The 16,613-nt window shown below is 72.2% G+C and carries 11 protein-coding genes; 6 read left to right on the top strand and 5 right to left on the bottom strand.

Going from position 1 to position 16,613, the window contains the following annotated elements:
• From EAO71_RS12095 to pulA, 4 genes are all read left to right on the top strand, one after another.
• Positions 1-1,401: glycoside hydrolase family 13 protein (locus tag EAO71_RS12095; RefSeq protein ID WP_147979250.1), on the top strand; the 1,401-nt coding region annotated here is incomplete at its 5' end.
• Positions 1,389-2,471, top strand: a complete 1,083-nt coding sequence (locus EAO71_RS12090; RefSeq protein ID WP_147977728.1) for a LacI family DNA-binding transcriptional regulator — start codon at positions 1,389-1,391, stop codon at positions 2,469-2,471. The genes EAO71_RS12095 and EAO71_RS12090, both read left to right, overlap by 13 nt.
• Before the next feature lie 123 nt (positions 2,472-2,594).
• On the top strand, positions 2,595-4,295 hold the full coding sequence (locus tag EAO71_RS12085) for a carbohydrate-binding module family 20 domain-containing protein (protein WP_147977727.1): 1,701 nt from the start codon (positions 2,595-2,597) through the stop codon (positions 4,293-4,295).
• A 68-nt stretch (positions 4,296-4,363) separates the two neighbouring features.
• Positions 4,364-9,745, top strand: a complete 5,382-nt coding sequence (pulA, locus tag EAO71_RS12080) for a pullulanase-type alpha-1,6-glucosidase (RefSeq protein WP_147977726.1) — start codon at positions 4,364-4,366, stop codon at positions 9,743-9,745.
• Positions 9,746-9,818: 73 nt separating this feature from the next.
• Here the strand turns inward: pulA and EAO71_RS12075 are convergent, their stop codons facing one another.
• Complete coding sequence (locus tag EAO71_RS12075) at positions 9,819-10,331, bottom strand: GNAT family N-acetyltransferase (RefSeq protein ID WP_147977725.1); 513 nt, start codon at positions 10,329-10,331, stop codon at positions 9,819-9,821.
• 56 nt (positions 10,332-10,387) lie between these two features.
• On the opposite strand from EAO71_RS12075, the gene EAO71_RS12070 reads away from it, so the two are divergent.
• Complete coding sequence (locus EAO71_RS12070) at positions 10,388-10,720, top strand: 5-carboxymethyl-2-hydroxymuconate Delta-isomerase (protein ID WP_147977724.1); 333 nt, start codon at positions 10,388-10,390, stop codon at positions 10,718-10,720.
• Here the strand turns inward: EAO71_RS12070 and EAO71_RS12065 are convergent.
• Positions 10,705-11,418: a TetR/AcrR family transcriptional regulator gene (locus tag EAO71_RS12065; RefSeq protein WP_147977723.1), complete on the bottom strand. Its 714-nt coding sequence runs from the start codon at positions 11,416-11,418 to the stop codon at positions 10,705-10,707. The genes EAO71_RS12070 and EAO71_RS12065 overlap by 16 nt on opposite strands.
• Positions 11,419-11,456: 38 nt before the next feature.
• Between EAO71_RS12065 and EAO71_RS38730 the strand changes: the two genes are divergently transcribed.
• Entirely contained in the window at positions 11,457-12,104 is a 648-nt protein-coding gene (locus EAO71_RS38730; protein ID WP_410093961.1) for a hypothetical protein, read from the top strand.
• 39 nt (positions 12,105-12,143) lie between these two features.
• Here the strand turns inward: EAO71_RS38730 and EAO71_RS12055 are convergent, their stop codons facing one another.
• The 3 genes from EAO71_RS12055 to EAO71_RS12045 all read right to left on the bottom strand — a co-directional run bounded on the left by EAO71_RS12055 (position 12,144) and on the right by EAO71_RS12045 (position 16,486).
• Positions 12,144-13,211 carry a PDR/VanB family oxidoreductase gene (locus tag EAO71_RS12055; protein WP_147979248.1) on the bottom strand — a complete coding sequence of 356 codons (1,068 nt, stop codon included), beginning with the start codon at positions 13,209-13,211 and terminating at the stop codon, positions 12,144-12,146.
• Positions 13,208-14,092, bottom strand: coding sequence for a metal-dependent hydrolase (locus tag EAO71_RS12050; protein ID WP_147977722.1), 885 nt, complete (start codon positions 14,090-14,092; stop codon positions 13,208-13,210). Before EAO71_RS12050 ends, EAO71_RS12055 begins: the two co-directional genes overlap by 4 nt.
• A 114-nt stretch (positions 14,093-14,206) precedes the next feature.
• Positions 14,207-16,486, bottom strand: coding sequence for an MMPL family transporter (locus tag EAO71_RS12045; protein WP_147977721.1), 2,280 nt, complete (start codon positions 16,484-16,486; stop codon positions 14,207-14,209).
• Between the last annotated feature and the right edge of the window lie 127 nt (positions 16,487-16,613).

Here is a 16,613-nt window from a genome sequence, read left to right as displayed (position 1 = left end):
AGCCTGCTCGACGCCGACGCCGTCATCCGCGAGGCCCACGGGCTCGGCCTGCGGATCATCGTCGACCTCGTGCCCAACCACTCGTCCGACCAGCACGAGTGGTTCCAGCGCGCGCTGCGCGACGGCGCCGGCTCGCCGCTGCGCGAGCGCTACCACTTCCGGCCGGGCAAGGGCGTCGACGGCGAACTGCCGCCCAACGACTGGGAGTCCATCTTCGGCGGCCCCGCCTGGACGCGGACCCAGGAGCCGGACGGCACCCCGGGCGAGTGGTACCTGCACCTCTTCGCGCCCGAGCAGCCCGACTTCAACTGGGAGCACCCGGCGGTCCGCGACGAGTTCCGCTCGATCCTGCGCTTCTGGCTGGACATGGGCGTCGACGGCTTCCGCGTCGACGTCGCCCACGGCCTGGTCAAGGCCGAGGGCCTGCCCGACATCGGCGCGCACGACCAGCTGAAGCTGCTCGGCAACGACGTCATGCCCTTCTTCGACCAGGACGGCGTCCACGAGATCTACCGCTCGTGGCGCCAGGTCCTCTCCGAGTACGACGGCGAGCGGGTCCTGGTCGCCGAGGCGTGGACCCCCACCGTCGAGCGCACCGCCCACTACGTGCGCCCCGACGAGATGCACCAGGCCTTCAACTTCCAGTACCTGGGCACCCACTGGGACGCCGCCGAGCTGCGCCGGGTCATCGACGACTCGCTCGCCGCGATGCGCCCGGTCGGCGCGCCGACCACCTGGGTCCTGTCGAACCACGACGTCACCCGGCACGCCACCCGGTTCGCCAACCCGGCGGGCCTCGGCACCCAGCTGCGCGAGGCCGGCGACCGCGAGCTCGGCCTGCGCCGGGCGCGCGCCGCGACGCTGCTGATGCTGGCACTGCCCGGTTCCGCCTACGTCTACCAGGGCGAGGAGCTSGGRCTGCCSGASGTCYCCGACCTSCCCGACGYGSTCCGCCAGGACCCGTCGTTCTTCCGGGCCACCGGACAGGACGGCTTCCGCGACGGCTGCCGGGTGCCGCTGCCGTGGACGGTCGAGGGTTCCTCCTACGGCTTCGGCGACGGCGGCAGCTGGCTGCCGCAGCCCGCCACCTGGGGCGGGCTGAGCGTCGAGGCACAGGCCGGTGACCCCGGCTCCACCCTGGAGCTGTACCGCAGCGCGCTGGCCGTGCGCCGCGAACAGCCCGGACTCGGTGCGGGCGAGGGCGTCGAGTGGCAGGAGGCACCCGAGGGMGTGCTCTCCTTCCGCCGCGACGGCTTCGTCTGCACCGCCAACACCACCGGCCGGGCCATCTCCGTCCCGCTGCCCGGCCGGTTCCTGCTTGCCAACGAGCCGGTGGGTCTCTCCGCCGCGGACGGCGTGGTCGAGCTGCCCGCGGACACCACCGTCTGGTGGGCGGTGTGACGATCCCCCTGCCGCGGGGCGCCGGGAACGGCGCCCCGCGGCTCGCGGACATCGCGGCGCAGTCCGGCGTCAGCGAGGCGACGGTCAGCCGGGTGCTCAACGGCAAGGCCGGGGTCGCCGGTGCGACCAGGCACCGGGTCCTCGCCGCGCTCGACGTGCTCGGCTACGAGCGTCCGGTACGGCTGAAACGGCGCAGCGCCGGCCTGGTCGGCCTGGTCGTGCCCGAGCTGACCAACCCGATCTTCCCGGCGTTCGCGCAGGTCGTCGAACAGGTGCTGGCCGGACACGGCTACACCCCCGTGCTCTGCACCCAGATGCCCGGCGGTGCCACCGAGGACGAGCTGGTCGACCAGCTGGTGGAGCGCGGGGTCTGCGGCATCGTGTTCCTCTCCGGGCTGCACGCGGACGCCGCGGCCGATCCCGGCCGCTACGTCCGCCTGGCCGCGCGGGGCGTCCCGTTCGTCCTCATCAACGGCTTCAACGAGCACATCGACGCCAACTTCGTCTCGCCCGACGACCGGGCGGCGGCGCGGATGGCCGTGCGGCACCTGGTCGAACTCGGCCACGAACGCATCGGTCTCGCCATCGGTCCCACCCGGTACGTGCCCTCGCGCCGCAAGGCGGAGGGCTTCGCGGCCGAACTGCACCTCCTGCTCGGGATCGACAAGGAGGAGGCCGAACGCTACGTGCGTCCCACGCTGTTCGGCGTCGAGGGCGGTCACGCGGCCGCCGACATCCTGCTCGACCAGGGCTGCACCGGCATCGTCTGCGGCTCCGACCTGATGGCGCTGGGCGCGATCCGCGCGGTGCGCGCCCGGGGCCTCGACGTGCCCGCCGACGTCTCGGTGGTCGGCTTCGACGACTCCCCGCTCATCGCCTTCACGGATCCGCCGCTGACCACCGTGCGCCAGCCGGTGCAGGCGATGGCGACGGCGGCCGTCGGGGCGCTGCTGGAGGAGATCGAGGGGAACCCGGTGCAGCGCACGGAGTTCGTCTTCCAGCCGGAGCTGGTCGTACGGGGGTCCACGGCGCAGCCGCCGGCCCGCCCGTCACTGCAACTGCTTGCGTAACTCCTTGCGTTGGGGGGGTTCAAAGGGTTGACCGGGTGTCGGGGCACTCGTACGGTCACGGCTGAAAACAGTTGCTGCTATTTTCGGCAACTTCTTGCGACAGTGAAGTCGGCAGGAGGAATCATGGCCAGAAAGACCGTGGCCGCTGCACTCGCCTTCGTGGCGGGAGCCGCTGTGGCCGTCACGGCACCCGCCCCCGCGCAGGCCGCCCCGCCCGGTGAGAAGGACGTCACCGCGGTCATGTTCGAGTGGAAGTTCGCCTCCGTGGCGAAGGCCTGCACCGAGCAGCTGGGCCCCGCCGGATACGGCTACGTGCAGGTGTCGCCGCCCCAGGAGCGCATCCAGGGCAGCGCGTGGTGGACCGCGTACCAGCCCGTCAGCTACAAGATCGCCGGCCCCCTCGGCGACCGCACCGCCTTCAAGAGCATGGTCGACACCTGTCACGCGGCGGGCGTGAAGGTCGTCGCCGACACCGTCATCAACCACATGGCCAACGCGTCGGGCACGGGAACGGGCGGGACCTCGTTCTCCAAGTACGACTACCCCGGCCTGTACTCCGGCACCGACATGGACGACTGCCGGGCCACCATCTCCAGCTACCAGGACCGGGCGAACGTCCAGAACTGCGAACTCGTCGGCCTGCCGGACCTCGACACCGGCGAGGACTGGGTGCGCGGCCGGATAGCCGGCTACATGAACGACCTGCTCTCGCTCGGCGTGGACGGCTTCCGCGTCGACGCCGCCAAGCACATGCCGGCAGCGGACCTCGCGAACATCAAGTCCCGGCTGAGTAACCCCGGCGTGTACTGGAAGCAGGAGGCGATCTACGGCGCCGGCGAGGCGGTCTCGCCCAGCGAGTACCTCGGCAACGGCGACGTGCAGGAGTTCCGCTACGCCCGGGACCTCAAGCGGATCTTCGGCTCCGAGAAGCTCTCCTACCTGAGCAACTTCGGCGAGTCCTGGGGCTACATGGCCTCCGGCAAGTCCGGCGTGTTCGTCGACAACCACGACACCGAGCGCGGCGGCGACACCCTCAACTACAAGGCGGGCGCCACCTACACGCTCGCCTCGGTCTTCATGCTGGCCTGGCCCTACGGCTCCCCGGACGTCCACTCCGGCTACGAATGGACCGACAAGGACGCCGGCGCACCGGGCGGCGGCCAGGTGAACGCCTGCTACAGCGACGGCTGGAAGTGCCAGCACGCCTGGCGCGAGATCTCCTCGATGGTCGGCTTCCGCAACGCGGCCCGGGGCACCTCGGTCACGAACTGGTGGGACAACGGCAACAACGCGATCGCGTTCGGCCGCGGCGACAAGGCGTACGTGGCGATCAACCACGAGACCTCGGCGCTGTCCCGCACCTTCCAGACCTCGCTGGCCGCCGGCACCTACTGCGACGTGCAAAGCGGTGGCACGGTCACCGTGAACACGTCCGGCCAGTTCACCGCGACGCTGGCCGCGAACACCGCGGTCGCCCTCCACACCAACGCCCGGACCTGCTCCGGCGGCACCACCACCCCGCCGCCGGCCGCCGCCGGAGCCTCGTTCAACGTGAACGCCACGACCGTGGTCGGCCAGGACATCTACGTCACCGGCAACCAGTCCGCCCTCGGCAACTGGTCCCCGGCCGCCGCCCTCAAGCTGGACCCGGCGAGCTACCCCGTCTGGAAGCTGACCGTCTCCCTGCCCGCGGGCACGTCGTTCGAGTACAAGTACGTCCGCAAGGACGCGGCGGGCAACGTGACCTGGGAATCGGGCGCGAACCGCACGGCCACGGTCCCGGCCTCCGGCCAGATCGTCCTGAACGACTCCTTCCGCAACTGACCCCACCGTTCCGCCAGGGCCGCCCCGCCGGGGCGGCCCCCCTTCCCGTACCTCCTGGGAGAACCCCCGTGATACGCAAGAGAACGGCTGCCGTCGTGGCCGCCGCCCTGTGCGCCGCGCTGGTGCCGGCCCTCCCGGCCGCCGGTGCGCAGGCACCACCCGCCCCGCCCTCCGACCGGGCCCTCGCGGCCCAGCCCGCCCGCCACGACCTCACCCGCGAGCAGTTCTACTTCGTGCTGCCCGACCGCTTCGCCAACGGGGACACCCGCAACGACCGCGGCGGGCTGACCGGCACCCGGCTCGACACCGGCTTCGACCCCACCGACAAGGGGTTCTACCAGGGCGGCGACCTCAAGGGCCTGACGCAGCGGCTCGACTACATCAAGGGCCTGGGCACCACCGCCATCTGGATGGCGCCGATCTTCAAGAACCAGCCCGTGCAGGGCACCGGCAAGGACGCCTCCGCCGGCTACCACGGCTACTGGATCACCGACTTCACCCAGGTCGACCCCCACTTCGGCACCAACGCCGACCTGGAGAGGCTGATCGACCAGGCCCACGCCAAGGGCATGAAGGTCTTCTTCGACGTCATCACCAACCACACGGCCGACGTCGTGGACTACCGGGAACAGTCCTACGGCTACCTCGCCAAGGGCGCCTTCCCCTATCTGACCAAGGACGGCGTGCCGTTCGACGACGCCGACTACGCCGACCTCACGGACGGCACCCGTCGCTTCCCGGCCGTCGACCGCGACTCCTTCCCCCGCACCCCCGTCGTCGCCGAGGACAAGAAGAACCTCAAGGTCCCGGCCTGGCTCAACGACCCGACGATGTACCACAACCGGGGCGACTCCACCTTCGCCGGCGAGTCCTCGGCGCACGGCGACTTCGTCGGCCTGGACGACCTGTGGACCGAGCGTCCCGAGGTCGTCGAGGGCATGGAGCAGATCTACCAGCGCTGGGTGCGCGACTTCGACATCGACGGCTTCCGCATCGACACCGTCAAGCACGTCAACACCGAGTTCTGGACCCAGTGGGCGACCGCGCTCGACGCGTACGCCCGGAAGCGCGGGCGCGACGACTTCTTCATGTTCGGCGAGGTCTACTCCGCGGACCCGGCCGTCACCGCCCCGTACGTCACCGAGGGCCGGCTGGACGCCACCCTCGACTTCCCCTTCCAGGACGCCGCCCGCACCTTCGCCTCCCAGGGCGGCTCCGCGGACAAGCTGGCGAACCTCTTCGCCCAGGACTACCGCTACACCACCGACAAGGCCAACGCGTACGAGTCGGTCCCCTTCCTCGGCAACCACGACATGGGCCGCTTCGGCGCCTTCCTCAAGCAGGACAACCCGAAGGCCGACGACGCCGAGCTGCTCCAGCGCTACCGGCTCGCCAACGAGCTGATGTTCCTCAGCCGCGGCAACCCGGTCGTCTACTACGGCGACGAGCAGGGCTTCACCGGCCCCGGCGGCGACAAGGACGCCCGCCAGACCCTCTTCGCCTCGAAGACCGCCGACTACCTCGACGACGACCAGGTCGGCACCGACCGGACCCACGCGAGCGACGCGTACGACGCCTCCCACCCGCTCTACCGGCAGATCGCCGCGCTGTCCGCGCTGACCAAGAGGCACCCGGCGCTGCGGGACGGCGTCCAGCAGGAGCGCTACGCCCAGGGCTCCGTCTACGCCTTCTCCCGCACCGACGCGCGCGCGAAGACCGAGTACGTCGTCGCCGTGAACAGCGCCACCGAGCCGAAGACCGTCGAGATCCCGACCGCCTCCGCGGGCATGGGCTTCACCACGGTCCACGGCGGCACCGCCCGCGTCACCAGCGGCGGAGACCGCAGGATCAGCGTCACCGTCCCCGCCCTCGGCTCCGTCGTCCTCAAGGCCGACAAGCCCCTCGCCACGCCCACGGCGCGGCCCTCCCTGACCCTCAAGGCCCCCGAGGCCGGAGCCACCGGCACCGTGGAGATCTCCGCCGACGTCCAGGCCGGAGACCTCGCCCGCGTCGTCTTCGCCGCCCAGACCGGCAACGGCAGGTGGCAGGTCCTCGGCTCCGCCGACCACGCTCCGTACAAGGTCACCCAGAAGGTGACCGCCCCCGCCGGAACGGCCCTGCGCTACAAGGCGGTCGTCGTCGACGCCGCCGGCCGCACGGCCGCCGCCACCGCCGCCGGCACCAGCGGCGCCCCGGCCGTCGAGCAGCCGCCGACCGCCACCCAGCGCGACTACGCGATCGTCCACTACAAGCGCGCCGACGGTGACTACGCCGACTGGGGCCTCTACACCTGGGGCGACATCGCCGACGGCGAGGGCACCAGCTGGCCCGCCGGCAAGCCGTTCACCGGCCGCGACGCCTACGGGGCCTTCGCCTACGTCAAGCTCAAGCCCGGTGCCTCCTCCGTCGGCTTCATCGCCGTGAACAAGGACGGCGTCAAGGACACCGACGCCGACCGCAGCGTCGACCTGTCCAAGACCGGCGAGGTCTGGATCGAGCAGGGCAGGCCGGAGGTCCTCAACGCGGCACCCGAGGGCGCCTATCCGCCCCAGGACACGACGAAGGCGGTGCTGCACTACAAGCGCGCCGACGGCGACTACGCCGGCTGGGGCCTGCACACCTGGACCGGAGCCGCGAACCCCACCGACTGGACCAAGCCGCTGGAGCCGGTCCGCACCGACGCGTACGGAGCCGTCTACGAGGTTCCGCTGGCCGCCGGGGCGACCTCCCTCAGCTACATCCTGCACAAGGGCGACGAGAAGGACCTGCCGTCCGACCAGTCCCTCGACCTGAAGGCGAACGGCCACGAGGTGTGGATGCTCGGCGGCCAGGAGAAGTACCTCCTGCCGCAGCCCAAGGGCAGCGGTGCCGCCCTCGACCTCACCAAGTCCCAGGCCGTCTGGATCGACGGGACCACGCTCGCCTGGAACGGCAGCGACGCCGCCGCCTCCAGCGTGCTCCTCGCCTCCCGCGACGGATCGATCACCGTGAAGGACGGCGCCCTCACCGGTGACCGCACGGTGCTGCGCCTGAACCCGGTCACGCTCACCGACGCGCAGAAGGCCGCCTTCCCGCACCTGAAGTCCTCCGGGGCCTTCACCGTCGACCCGCGCGACCGCGACCGTGTCCGCGAGGCCCTCAAGGGCCAGCTCGTCGCCGCCCAGTACGCGGCGAACGGGGCCGTCCTCACGGCCACCGGCGTCCAGCTCGCCGGCGTGCTCGACGACCTCTACGCCGCGAAGGCCACCCGCGCCGCCCTCGGCCCGGTGTTCCGCTCGGGACGTCCCACCCTCTCCCTGTGGGCGCCCACCGCCCAGTCCGTCGCGCTCGAACTCGACGGGAAGACGCTGCCGATGCGCCGCGACGACGCCTCCGGCGTGTGGTCGGTCACCGGCACCCCCGCCTGGAACGGCAAGCCCTATCGCTATGTGGTGAAGGTCTGGGCGCCCAGCGTGCGGCAGATCGTCACCAACAAGGTCACCGACCCCTACTCCACCGCCCTGACGACCGACTCGGCCCGCAGCCTCGTCGTCGACCTCGCCGACCCCCGCCTCGCCCCCAAGGGCTGGCAGGGCCTGCGGAAGCCCGCCGCGGTCCCGCTGCGCGACGCCCAGATCCAGGAACTCCACATCCGCGACTTCTCGGTCGCGGACGCCACCGCCGTCCCCGCCCACAAGGGCACCTACCTCGCCTTCACCGACACCGGCAGCAAGGGCTCCCGGCACCTGAAGGACCTCGCCGACTCCGGCACCTCCTACGTCCACCTGCTGCCGGCCTTCGACATCGGCACCGTCCCCGAGAAGAAGTCCGAGCAGACCGAGCCGGCCTGCGACCTGAAGATCCTCGCCCCCGACTCCGAGGAGCAGCAGGCCTGCGTGGCCGCCGCCGCGGCCAAGGACGCCTACAACTGGGGCTACGACCCGCTGCACTACACGGTCCCCGAGGGCTCGTACGCCACCGACCCCGAAGGCACCCGCCGCACGGTGGAGTTCCGGCAGATGGTCCAGTCCCTGAACGGCGCCGGACTGCGCACCGTCATGGACGTCGTCTACAACCACACCGTCGCCGCCGGCCAGGCCGACAAGTCGGTCCTCGACCGGATCGTGCCCGGCTACTACCAGCGCCTGCTGGCCGACGGCTCGGTCGCCACGTCCACCTGCTGCGCCAACACGGCGCCCGAGAACGCCATGATGGGCAAGCTCGTCGTCGACTCGGTCGTCACCTGGGCCAAGGAGTACAAGGTCGACGGCTTCCGCTTCGACCTCATGGGCCACCACCCGAAGGAGAACATCCTCGCCGTCCGCAAGGCCCTCGACGGCCTCACCGTCGCCAAGGACGGCGTCGACGGAAAGGCGATCGTCCTCTACGGCGAGGGCTGGAACTTCGGCGAGATCGCCGACGACGCCCGCTTCGTCCAGGCCACCCAGAAGAACATGGCCGGCACAGGCGTCGCCACCTTCTCCGACCGGGCCCGTGACGCCGTCCGCGGCGGCGGCCCCTTCGACGAGGACCCCGGGATCCAGGGCTTCGCCTCCGGCCTGTTCACCGACCCCAACTCCTCCTCGGCCAACGGCACCCCGGCGGAGCAGAAGGCCCGCCTCCTGCACTACCAGGACCTGATCAAGGTCGGCCTCGCCGGCAACCTGGCGTCCTACAGCTTCACGGACACCGCCGGGCGCACGGTCAAGGGTTCCCAGGTCGACTACAACGGCGCCCCGGCCGGCTACGCCGCCGTCCCCGGCGACGCCCTCGCCTACGCCGACGCGCACGACAACGAGGCCCTGTACGACGCCCTCGCCTTCAAGCTGCCGGCGACCACCTCGGCCGCCGACCGGGCCAGGATGCAGGTCCTCGCGATGGCCACGGCGACGCTCTCGCAGGGTCCCGCGCTCTCCCAGGCGGGCTCGGACCTGCTGCGCTCCAAGTCCCTCGACCGCAACTCGTTCGACAGCGGCGACTGGTTCAACGCGATCCACTGGGACTGCCGCGACGGCAACGGATTCGGCCGCGGGCTGCCCCCGGCCGCCGACAACAAGGCCAAGTGGGGCTACGGCAAGCCGCTGCTCACCACTCCGTCCCTGACGGTCGGCTGCGCCCAGATCGACGGCTCCGCCGCCGCGTTCCGGGATCTGCAGAAGATCCGCACGACCGAGCCGGCCTTCTCCCTGGCCACCGCGGAGCAGGTCCAGGACGCCCTGTCCTTCCCGCTCTCCGGCACCGGTGAGACCCCGGGCGTGATCACCATGCGCCTCGGCGACCTGGTCGTGGTCTTCAACGCCACCCCGGAGCGGCAGACCCAGCGGGTCGCCGCCCTGGCCGGCAAGGACTACGCGCTCCACCCGGTCCAGGCCGCCGGAGCGGACGGCACCGTCAAGTCCGCCGGCTACGCGAAGGAGTCGGGCACCTTCACGGTCCCGGCCCGGACCGTGGCGGTCTTCACCGGCCGCTGAACACCCCGTCCGCGCACCGGCCCGGTCCACGGGCCGGTGCGCGGACACCTGACCGGCCGGTTCACCCGGCCGGTCAGGCCACGATCTTCTCCAGCAGCGTGACCCGGTAGCGCCGCCCGTCCGGGGCCGTCTTCTCCAAGTCGTCGCCGACCGTCGTGTAGCCGGCGGCCTCGTAGTAGTCGCGCAGCCGCGGATTGCGCGCCTCGCAGTCCAACCGCACCATCCGCCGCCCACGGGTCGCGATCCGCTCCTCCGCGTGGGCGAGGAGGGTGCGCCCGGTGCCGGCCGGCGCGGCGGCCCGGTCGGTCATCAGCCGGTGGACGTAGCCGGCCACCGGCGGCTGTTCGCCCCAGACCTGCTCGTCCTTCCACCACAGCTCGTACGCCCCGAGCGCCGTCCCCTCGTGCGAGGCGAGCCACACCTCGCCGACGGCCATCCGCGTGCGGAAGTGGTCGCGGTCCTTGTCGCCGGGCTTCCACTGCTCTATGCCCTGGCGGATCATCCACCGCGCCGTCGCGTCGAACATCTTGACCAGAAGGTCGAGATCGCCGTCGTCCGCCTGTCGGAATGTCACTTGTCCCGTCATGGAGATCACCGTAAGGGTGTGGCCAGAGGTTCCTTCGACCGGGAGTGAGACGACCGATGCCCCAGATCACCGTGGACTACTCCGCGCCCCTCGACCGGCGCGGCTTCGCGCTCGCCCTGCACCCCCTCGTCGTCGACACGGTCGACACCGTGATCGACGCCTGCAAGACCCGCTTCCGCGAGATCGAGGAGACGGTCTGCGGCGACGGTTCGACCGACGACGTCGTGGTCCACGTCGACATCGCCCTGCTCGCCGGCCGCTCGGAGGAGACCAAGGCGCGTCTCACCGAGGCCGTGCTCGCCCTGCTGCCGCTGCACCTCAAGCAGCAGGACGGCGTGCGGATCTCGGCCGAGGTCCGTGACCTCGACCCCTCCTACCGCAGCCGCTGAGACGGCACGCGGGGCCCCAGTTCCAGGAGCCGGCCGACCAGATCGCCGAACGGGCCGTCGGCCGGCTCGCCCGCGAGGATCCGGACCAGCACGTCGGCCATCTCCTCGTCGTACGCGGCGCTCACCGCGGCCAGCGCGGCGAAGTCGTGCACCAGCTGCACCTCCAGCTCCGCGCGCGGGATCCGGCGCCCGTCCAGCCAGAGGAGCGCCGTCGACTCGGCGAGCGACACCCAGGAGCGGACGACCAGTTCGAGCCGGGCCGAGGGCTTCCCGACCTCCAGGTGTGCCAGGATCTGCTCGTACGCGGCCTGCCGCACCTCGTCGATCATCGCGTTCGTGGTGGAGGAGCCGACGGCGGGACCGCCGCGCATCAGCGCGGAGAAGCCCGGACCGTGCTCGTCGACGAAATCGAAGAAGCGGCCCATCACCCGCAGCAGCCGCGCCCCCAGGGGGCCCTGCGGCGGTTCCACGAACCGGGCGGCGAGCTCGTCGGCCGCCCGCCGCAGAGCCGCCTCGTACAGGCTCTGCTTGCCCGGGAAGTAGTGGTAGACCAGAGGCCGGGAGATCCCGGCGGCCGCGGCGATCTCGTCGATGGAGACGTCGTCGGGGGAGCGGTGGCTGAACAACTCCAGCGCCACCCCGATGAGCTGCTGCCTGCGCTCCTCGACGCCCATCCTTCGGCGTACTCCGGTCGTCATGCGAACAGCCTAACGGGCGTCCGTTACGCTCCCACCACATGAGCGCTTCTGACCAGGACACAACAGCCCGGACGGCCACCGCGGACGAGAAGCCGGACACCGACCCGACTCCCGCCGCGGAGACGCCCGCGGCGGGGGAGAAGCGCCGGGCCGCGCAGCCGCGCGAGGCCGTCCGGGACGGGGTCCCGGCCGAGGCCCGGTCCGCCACCGGGGAGCCCGTGGGGACGCCCGCCGGGACGCCCGCCGGGAAGTCCGGGAAGGGCGAACTCGCCGCGGCGGAGCCGGTCGAGGACGCCGACGCCGGTGAGGAGCGCACCGAGGACGCCGTCGCGGATCCCGCCGGGGACGCGGCCCGGGCCGCGTCCGAATCCGCCGCCGAGTCCGAGGCCGACGAGGACGGGGCCCCGGACGAGGACGACGAGCCGGCCGAGGGCATGACGCCGAAGCAGGCCCGGCGCCTGCGGGTGGCCGCCGCCTCCGTGCTGCTGGTCGCGATGGCCGCGGTGCTGGTCGTGCGGCTGGCCAGCCGCACGTCCGTCCTGGTGGTCGGGGTGTACGGACTGGCCATGATCCTCTGCGGCGTGGTCATCGAGCTGTCCCGCAACGGGCGGACCCGGCTGGGTACCTGGCTCCTGGTGGGCGGCCTCGCCGCCGCGCTCGCCTTCGACTGGCTGATCCTGCCCTGACCACCGTCTCCGCCGCCGCCGTGACCCCGGCGACCGGGGTCAGAGGTCGAGGACGAGCCGTCCGCCCGCGCAGCGCGAGACGCAGATCAGCATCGAGTCGGCCCGCTCGGCGTCGGTGAGCAGCTCGTCGCGGTGATCGATCTCGCCCGCCACGACCCGCTGTTGGCAGGTGCCGCAGAATCCCTGTTCGCAGGAGTACGGGACCCCCGGCAGCGCGGACCGGACGGCGGCGAGGACGGACTGCTCCGGCGCCACCGTCACGGTGCGTCCGGAGCGGCGGAGTTCGACCTCGAAGGCGTCGCCACCCGTCGTCGCCGCGGGGGAGAAGCGCTCGAGACGGGGGGAGCGGCCCTCGGGCAGGGCGGCGGCCACGGCGTCCATCAGCCCGTCGGGACCGCAGCAGTAGACGGCCGTCTCGGCCGGGACCCCGGCCAGGAAGCCGAGTCCGGGCAGGCCCGACTCGTCCTCGGCGACCACGGTCACCCGCCCGCCGGGCGCGCCCAGCTTCTCGACCTGGTCGAGGTACGGCATGGTGGCCCGGCTGCGGCCGCAGTACAACAGGCGCCAGTCGGCGCCGGCGGCCTCTGCGGCCCGCAGCATCGGCAGGATCGGCGTGATCCCGATGCCTCCGGCGACGAACACGTAGGCGGGGGCGTCGACCAGCGGGAATCGGTTGCGGGGGCCGCGGATCTCGATCTCCGTGCCCTCCCGCAGCCGGTCGTGGACCTCGCGCGAGCCGCCCCGGCCGCCCGGCTCGATCAGCCGGGTGGCGACGGTGTACGCGCCCGGGTCGGCCGGGTCGCCGCAGAGCGAGTACTGCCGCACCAGGCCGGACGGCAGCACCAGGTCGAGATGGGCGCCCGGCTGCCACGCGGGGAGCCCGGTGCCTTCGAGGCGGAGCTGCACGACGCCCTCGGCGGGCACGGTGCGCTCGGTGACGAGGACCCGGCGGGTGACGGTGGCGAGCCGGCCGCGACCCGACACCGGCTCGTCGAGCGAGGGCATCGGCCACAGCGGGGCGGCGCCGATCCGGCGCCGCATCGCGCGCCTGGCGAGCAGCGCCGCCCCCGCGACGAGGGCGACGGTACGCAGACGGGGCATGCTCAGCGACCTCCGTTGGCGCCGGGGGAGCGGGTCAGGTAGGCCACCGCCTGCGCCGTGTCGCCCTCCTGGGAGGGGTGGTACGCGCGGTTGAGGTAGCGCGGGACGGCGCGCAGCAGGTCGGGGGTGGCCGGCAGCACGCCCTGGCGGCCCCTGCGGACGAACTGGCCGACCGAGGCCCTGCCGTCGAGCAGGACGGGGTCGTTCTCCATGAAGAAGCGGACACCGCGCTGCCAGAGGAAGACCAGTGCCCCGAAGGCGGCGGCCCAGGTGCGGGCGCGGCGGCGGTAGCCGCCGTCCAGGTGCATGAACAGCTCGAAGGCGACCGAGCGGTGCTCGACCTCCTCCGCACCGTGCCAGCGCAGCAGGTCCAGCATCGTCGGGTCGGCGCCGCGCCGGTCGAGCTCGTCGGCGTTGAGGATCCAGTTGCCGAGGAAGGCGGTGTAGTGCTCGATCGCGGCGATCAGGGCGACCCGCTCCATCAGCCACCAGCGCCGCGGCGCGCCGGGCGGCAGGGTCCGGTCGCCGAGCAGCTTCTCGAAGAACCAGTCCACCTGCGCCGTGTAGGGGGTGGGGTCGAGGCCCAGTTTCCTGAGATGGGGGAGGACGTCGTCGTGGGCCTGGGAGTGCACGGCCTCCTGGCCGACGAAGCCGATGACGTCCGCACGCAGCCGGTCGTCGGTGATGTACGGGAGCACCTGTTTGTAGACGTGCACGAACCAGCGTTCGCCGGCCGGGAGCAGCAGGTGCAGCACGTTGATGGTGTGGCTGGTGAACGGGTCGCCGGGAACCCAGTGCAGCGGGGTCTTCTCCCAGTCGAAGGAGACCTTGCGGGCTTTGAGTTCGATGTGCTCGGACGCCACCGGTGCAGGCTGCGTATTAGACATGGCGTCAATGTACTGATCGGTAAGAGCTGGCGACAGGGTTGTGCACGGGCTTTCTGCCGGTGGCCGGGCCCGGCGCCCGGCGGTCCACCGGGCATCCGGCCCCGGCCACCCGGGTCAACGGTCGACCAGCCGTGCACGCGGGGCTTCACCCGTGGATTCCGCGTCGGTGTCGTCGGTGCCGATCGGGCCGCGGGGAAGCATCCGGTCCAGCCACTTCGGCAGCCACCAGTTGGTCCGGCCGAGGAGTGTCATGGTCGCCGGTACCAGCACCATACGGACGACCGTGGCGTCGATGAAGATCGCGGTGGCCAGGCCGAGCCCGAACATCTTGGTGGAGGGGTCCTCGGCGACGGCGAAGGACAGGAAGACCGCCACCATGATGAGGGCGGCCGAGGTGATGATCCGGGCGGTGCGCGAGACGCCCTCGACGATCGCCGTGCCGTTGTCGCCGGTGCGCAGGTACTCCTCGCGTACGTGGGAGAGGAGGAACACCTCGTAGTCCATCGACAGGCCGAACAGGATGGCGAAGAGGAACATCGGGATGAACGAGACGATCGGAACCGTCGCTTCCAGCCCGATGAGTGCGCCTCCCCAGCCCCACTGGAAGACCGCGACCATGATGCCGTAGGACGCGCCGATGCTCAGCAGATTCAGCAGGACCGCCTTGAGCGGTACGAGTACCGAGCGGAAGACCAGCATCAGCAGCAGGAACGACATCGCCAGCACGGCGGCGACGAACACCGGCAGGCGCTGGCTGGTGCGCCGGCCCACATCGGACAGGCTCGCGGCGGCGCCGCCGACGTGGGCCCTGGCCGGGCCGTGCCCGATCGCCGTGGGCAGCACGTCGGTCCGCAGCCGGGCGATGGTGTCGGCCGTGGCCTTGTCCTGAGGGCTGGTGGTCGGGAACACCACGAGGGTCGCGATGCCGGTGGCCCGATCGATGTGCGTCGGCGCGACGGAGGCGATGCCCGGATCCGCCGCGACCGCCCCGACGAGTCGGTCCAGCACGCCCGGATCACCCGCGGGGTCCGCGGCGATGACGAGGGGACCGTTGATGCCCGGGCCGAACCCCTCGGCGACGAGGTCGTAGGCCCGGCGCTCGGTACGGCTGTGGGGCAGTGAGCCGTCGTCGGGCAGGCCGACGCGCAGGCCGAGCACGGGCAGCGTCGCGGTCAGCAGCAGCCCCGCCGCGCCGACCGCGTACGGCACCGGGTGCCGGCCGACGTGCCCGATCCAGCGACGCCACCCGGCGGCGTGGGCGGCGCCTGCCGCCGGGTCCCCCCGCCGTGCGAGCCGGCCCGGCTTCCTGGTCCGCAGCGCCCGGCCGATCCGGCTGATCCGGCCGGCCCGGGCCAGGCGCGGGCCCGCCGCGCCGAGGAAGGCCGGCAGCAGCGTCACCGACGCGAGCACCATCGTCAGGACGACGATCGAGACGGCAACGCCGCCCACCGTCATGAACGGCACGTTCGCGACCGCCAGGCCGAGGATCGACACGACGACGATGCCGCCCGCGAAGACCACCGGCCGCCCCGCCGTCGCCACCGCTCGTCCGGCCGCCGCCTGCGGATCGAGCCCGCACGCGAGGTACTCCCGGTGCCTGGCGAGCACGAACAGCGCGTAGTCGATGCCCACTCCGAGCCCGACCATGCTGCCCAGGACCGGTGCGAAGGCGGGGACGTCCGTCACCCCCGCCAGTACCGTCATCGTGGCGACCCCGACGGTCAGCCCGAAGACCGCCATGCCGATCGGCAGCGCGGCGGCGACGAGCGAACCGAACGCCAGGAACAGGATCGCGGCCGCGGCGAGGAGGCCGATCAGCTCGCTCACGCCGCCGTCGGGGTCGGAGAAGGCGTAGAAGAGGTTCCCGCCCATCTCGACGCGCAGGGGCAGTTCGGCGCGCAGCCGGTCGCCGAGTGCGACGAGGGCGTCGAGGTCCTCGGCCGACAGCCGGCTCTGGTCGGGGTACTGCACCCGGGCGACCGCGATCCGCCCGTCGGCCGAGATGAGGCCGCCGCGCACGGCGGTGTCCCCGCCCGCGTCGAGCGCCCCCGCCGGGTCGCTCGTGCCGAGCACGTGCGGCAGCCGCTGCACCTCGGCCCGCAGCCGCGTGAGAGCGGCGCGCGCGCCGTCGTCGTCGAAGAACGTCGCACCGTCGTCGAGGGGGGTGACGACCACTTGGGCGGTCATCCCCTCCTGGCCGGTGCCGGCCCGCTCGATCAGTTCCGCGGCCCGCTGTGAGTCCAGTCCCGGAGCGGTCATCGAGTCCGCGGTCCGCCCGCCGAAGGCGACGGCGGCGAGGACGGCGAGCGTGGCGACGACCAGCCATGCCGCGATCACCCGCCAGGGATGGCGGGCGGCGCTTGCGCCCAGGCGCAACAGGGCTTTCGAGAGCATCGGGTCCTCCAACCACGTCGGCGGCCGTCCTTGTACGGCCGCCGGTATCGAGGCTCGTCGCCACGGCGCTCCGCGGCATCGGCCCGCGGGCCGCGGATCCGTCGGCCCCGGGGCGGAGTGACGACCC

The sequence above is a fragment of the Streptomyces sp. MS191 genome (genome assembly GCF_008042125.1).
Lineage (GTDB): Bacteria > Actinomycetota > Actinomycetes > Streptomycetales > Streptomycetaceae > Streptomyces.
This window is presented reverse-complemented; position numbering and strand designations above follow the sequence as displayed.

Coding starts and splice junctions, on each gene's coding strand:
- EAO71_RS12050 (WP_147977722.1), bottom strand. CDS start 14,092: ATGTCTAATACGCAGCCTGCACCGGTGGCGTCCGAGCACATCGAACTC.
- EAO71_RS38730 (WP_410093961.1), top strand. CDS start 11,457: ATGAGCGCTTCTGACCAGGACACAACAGCCCGGACGGCCACCGCGGAC.
- EAO71_RS12085 (WP_147977727.1), top strand. CDS start 2,595: ATGGCCAGAAAGACCGTGGCCGCTGCACTCGCCTTCGTGGCGGGAGCC.
- EAO71_RS12070 (WP_147977724.1), top strand. CDS start 10,388: ATGCCCCAGATCACCGTGGACTACTCCGCGCCCCTCGACCGGCGCGGC.
- EAO71_RS12075 (WP_147977725.1), bottom strand. CDS start 10,331: ATGACGGGACAAGTGACATTCCGACAGGCGGACGACGGCGATCTCGAC.
- EAO71_RS12045 (WP_147977721.1), bottom strand. CDS start 16,486: ATGCTCTCGAAAGCCCTGTTGCGCCTGGGCGCAAGCGCCGCCCGCCAT.
- EAO71_RS12065 (WP_147977723.1), bottom strand. CDS start 11,418: ATGACGACCGGAGTACGCCGAAGGATGGGCGTCGAGGAGCGCAGGCAG.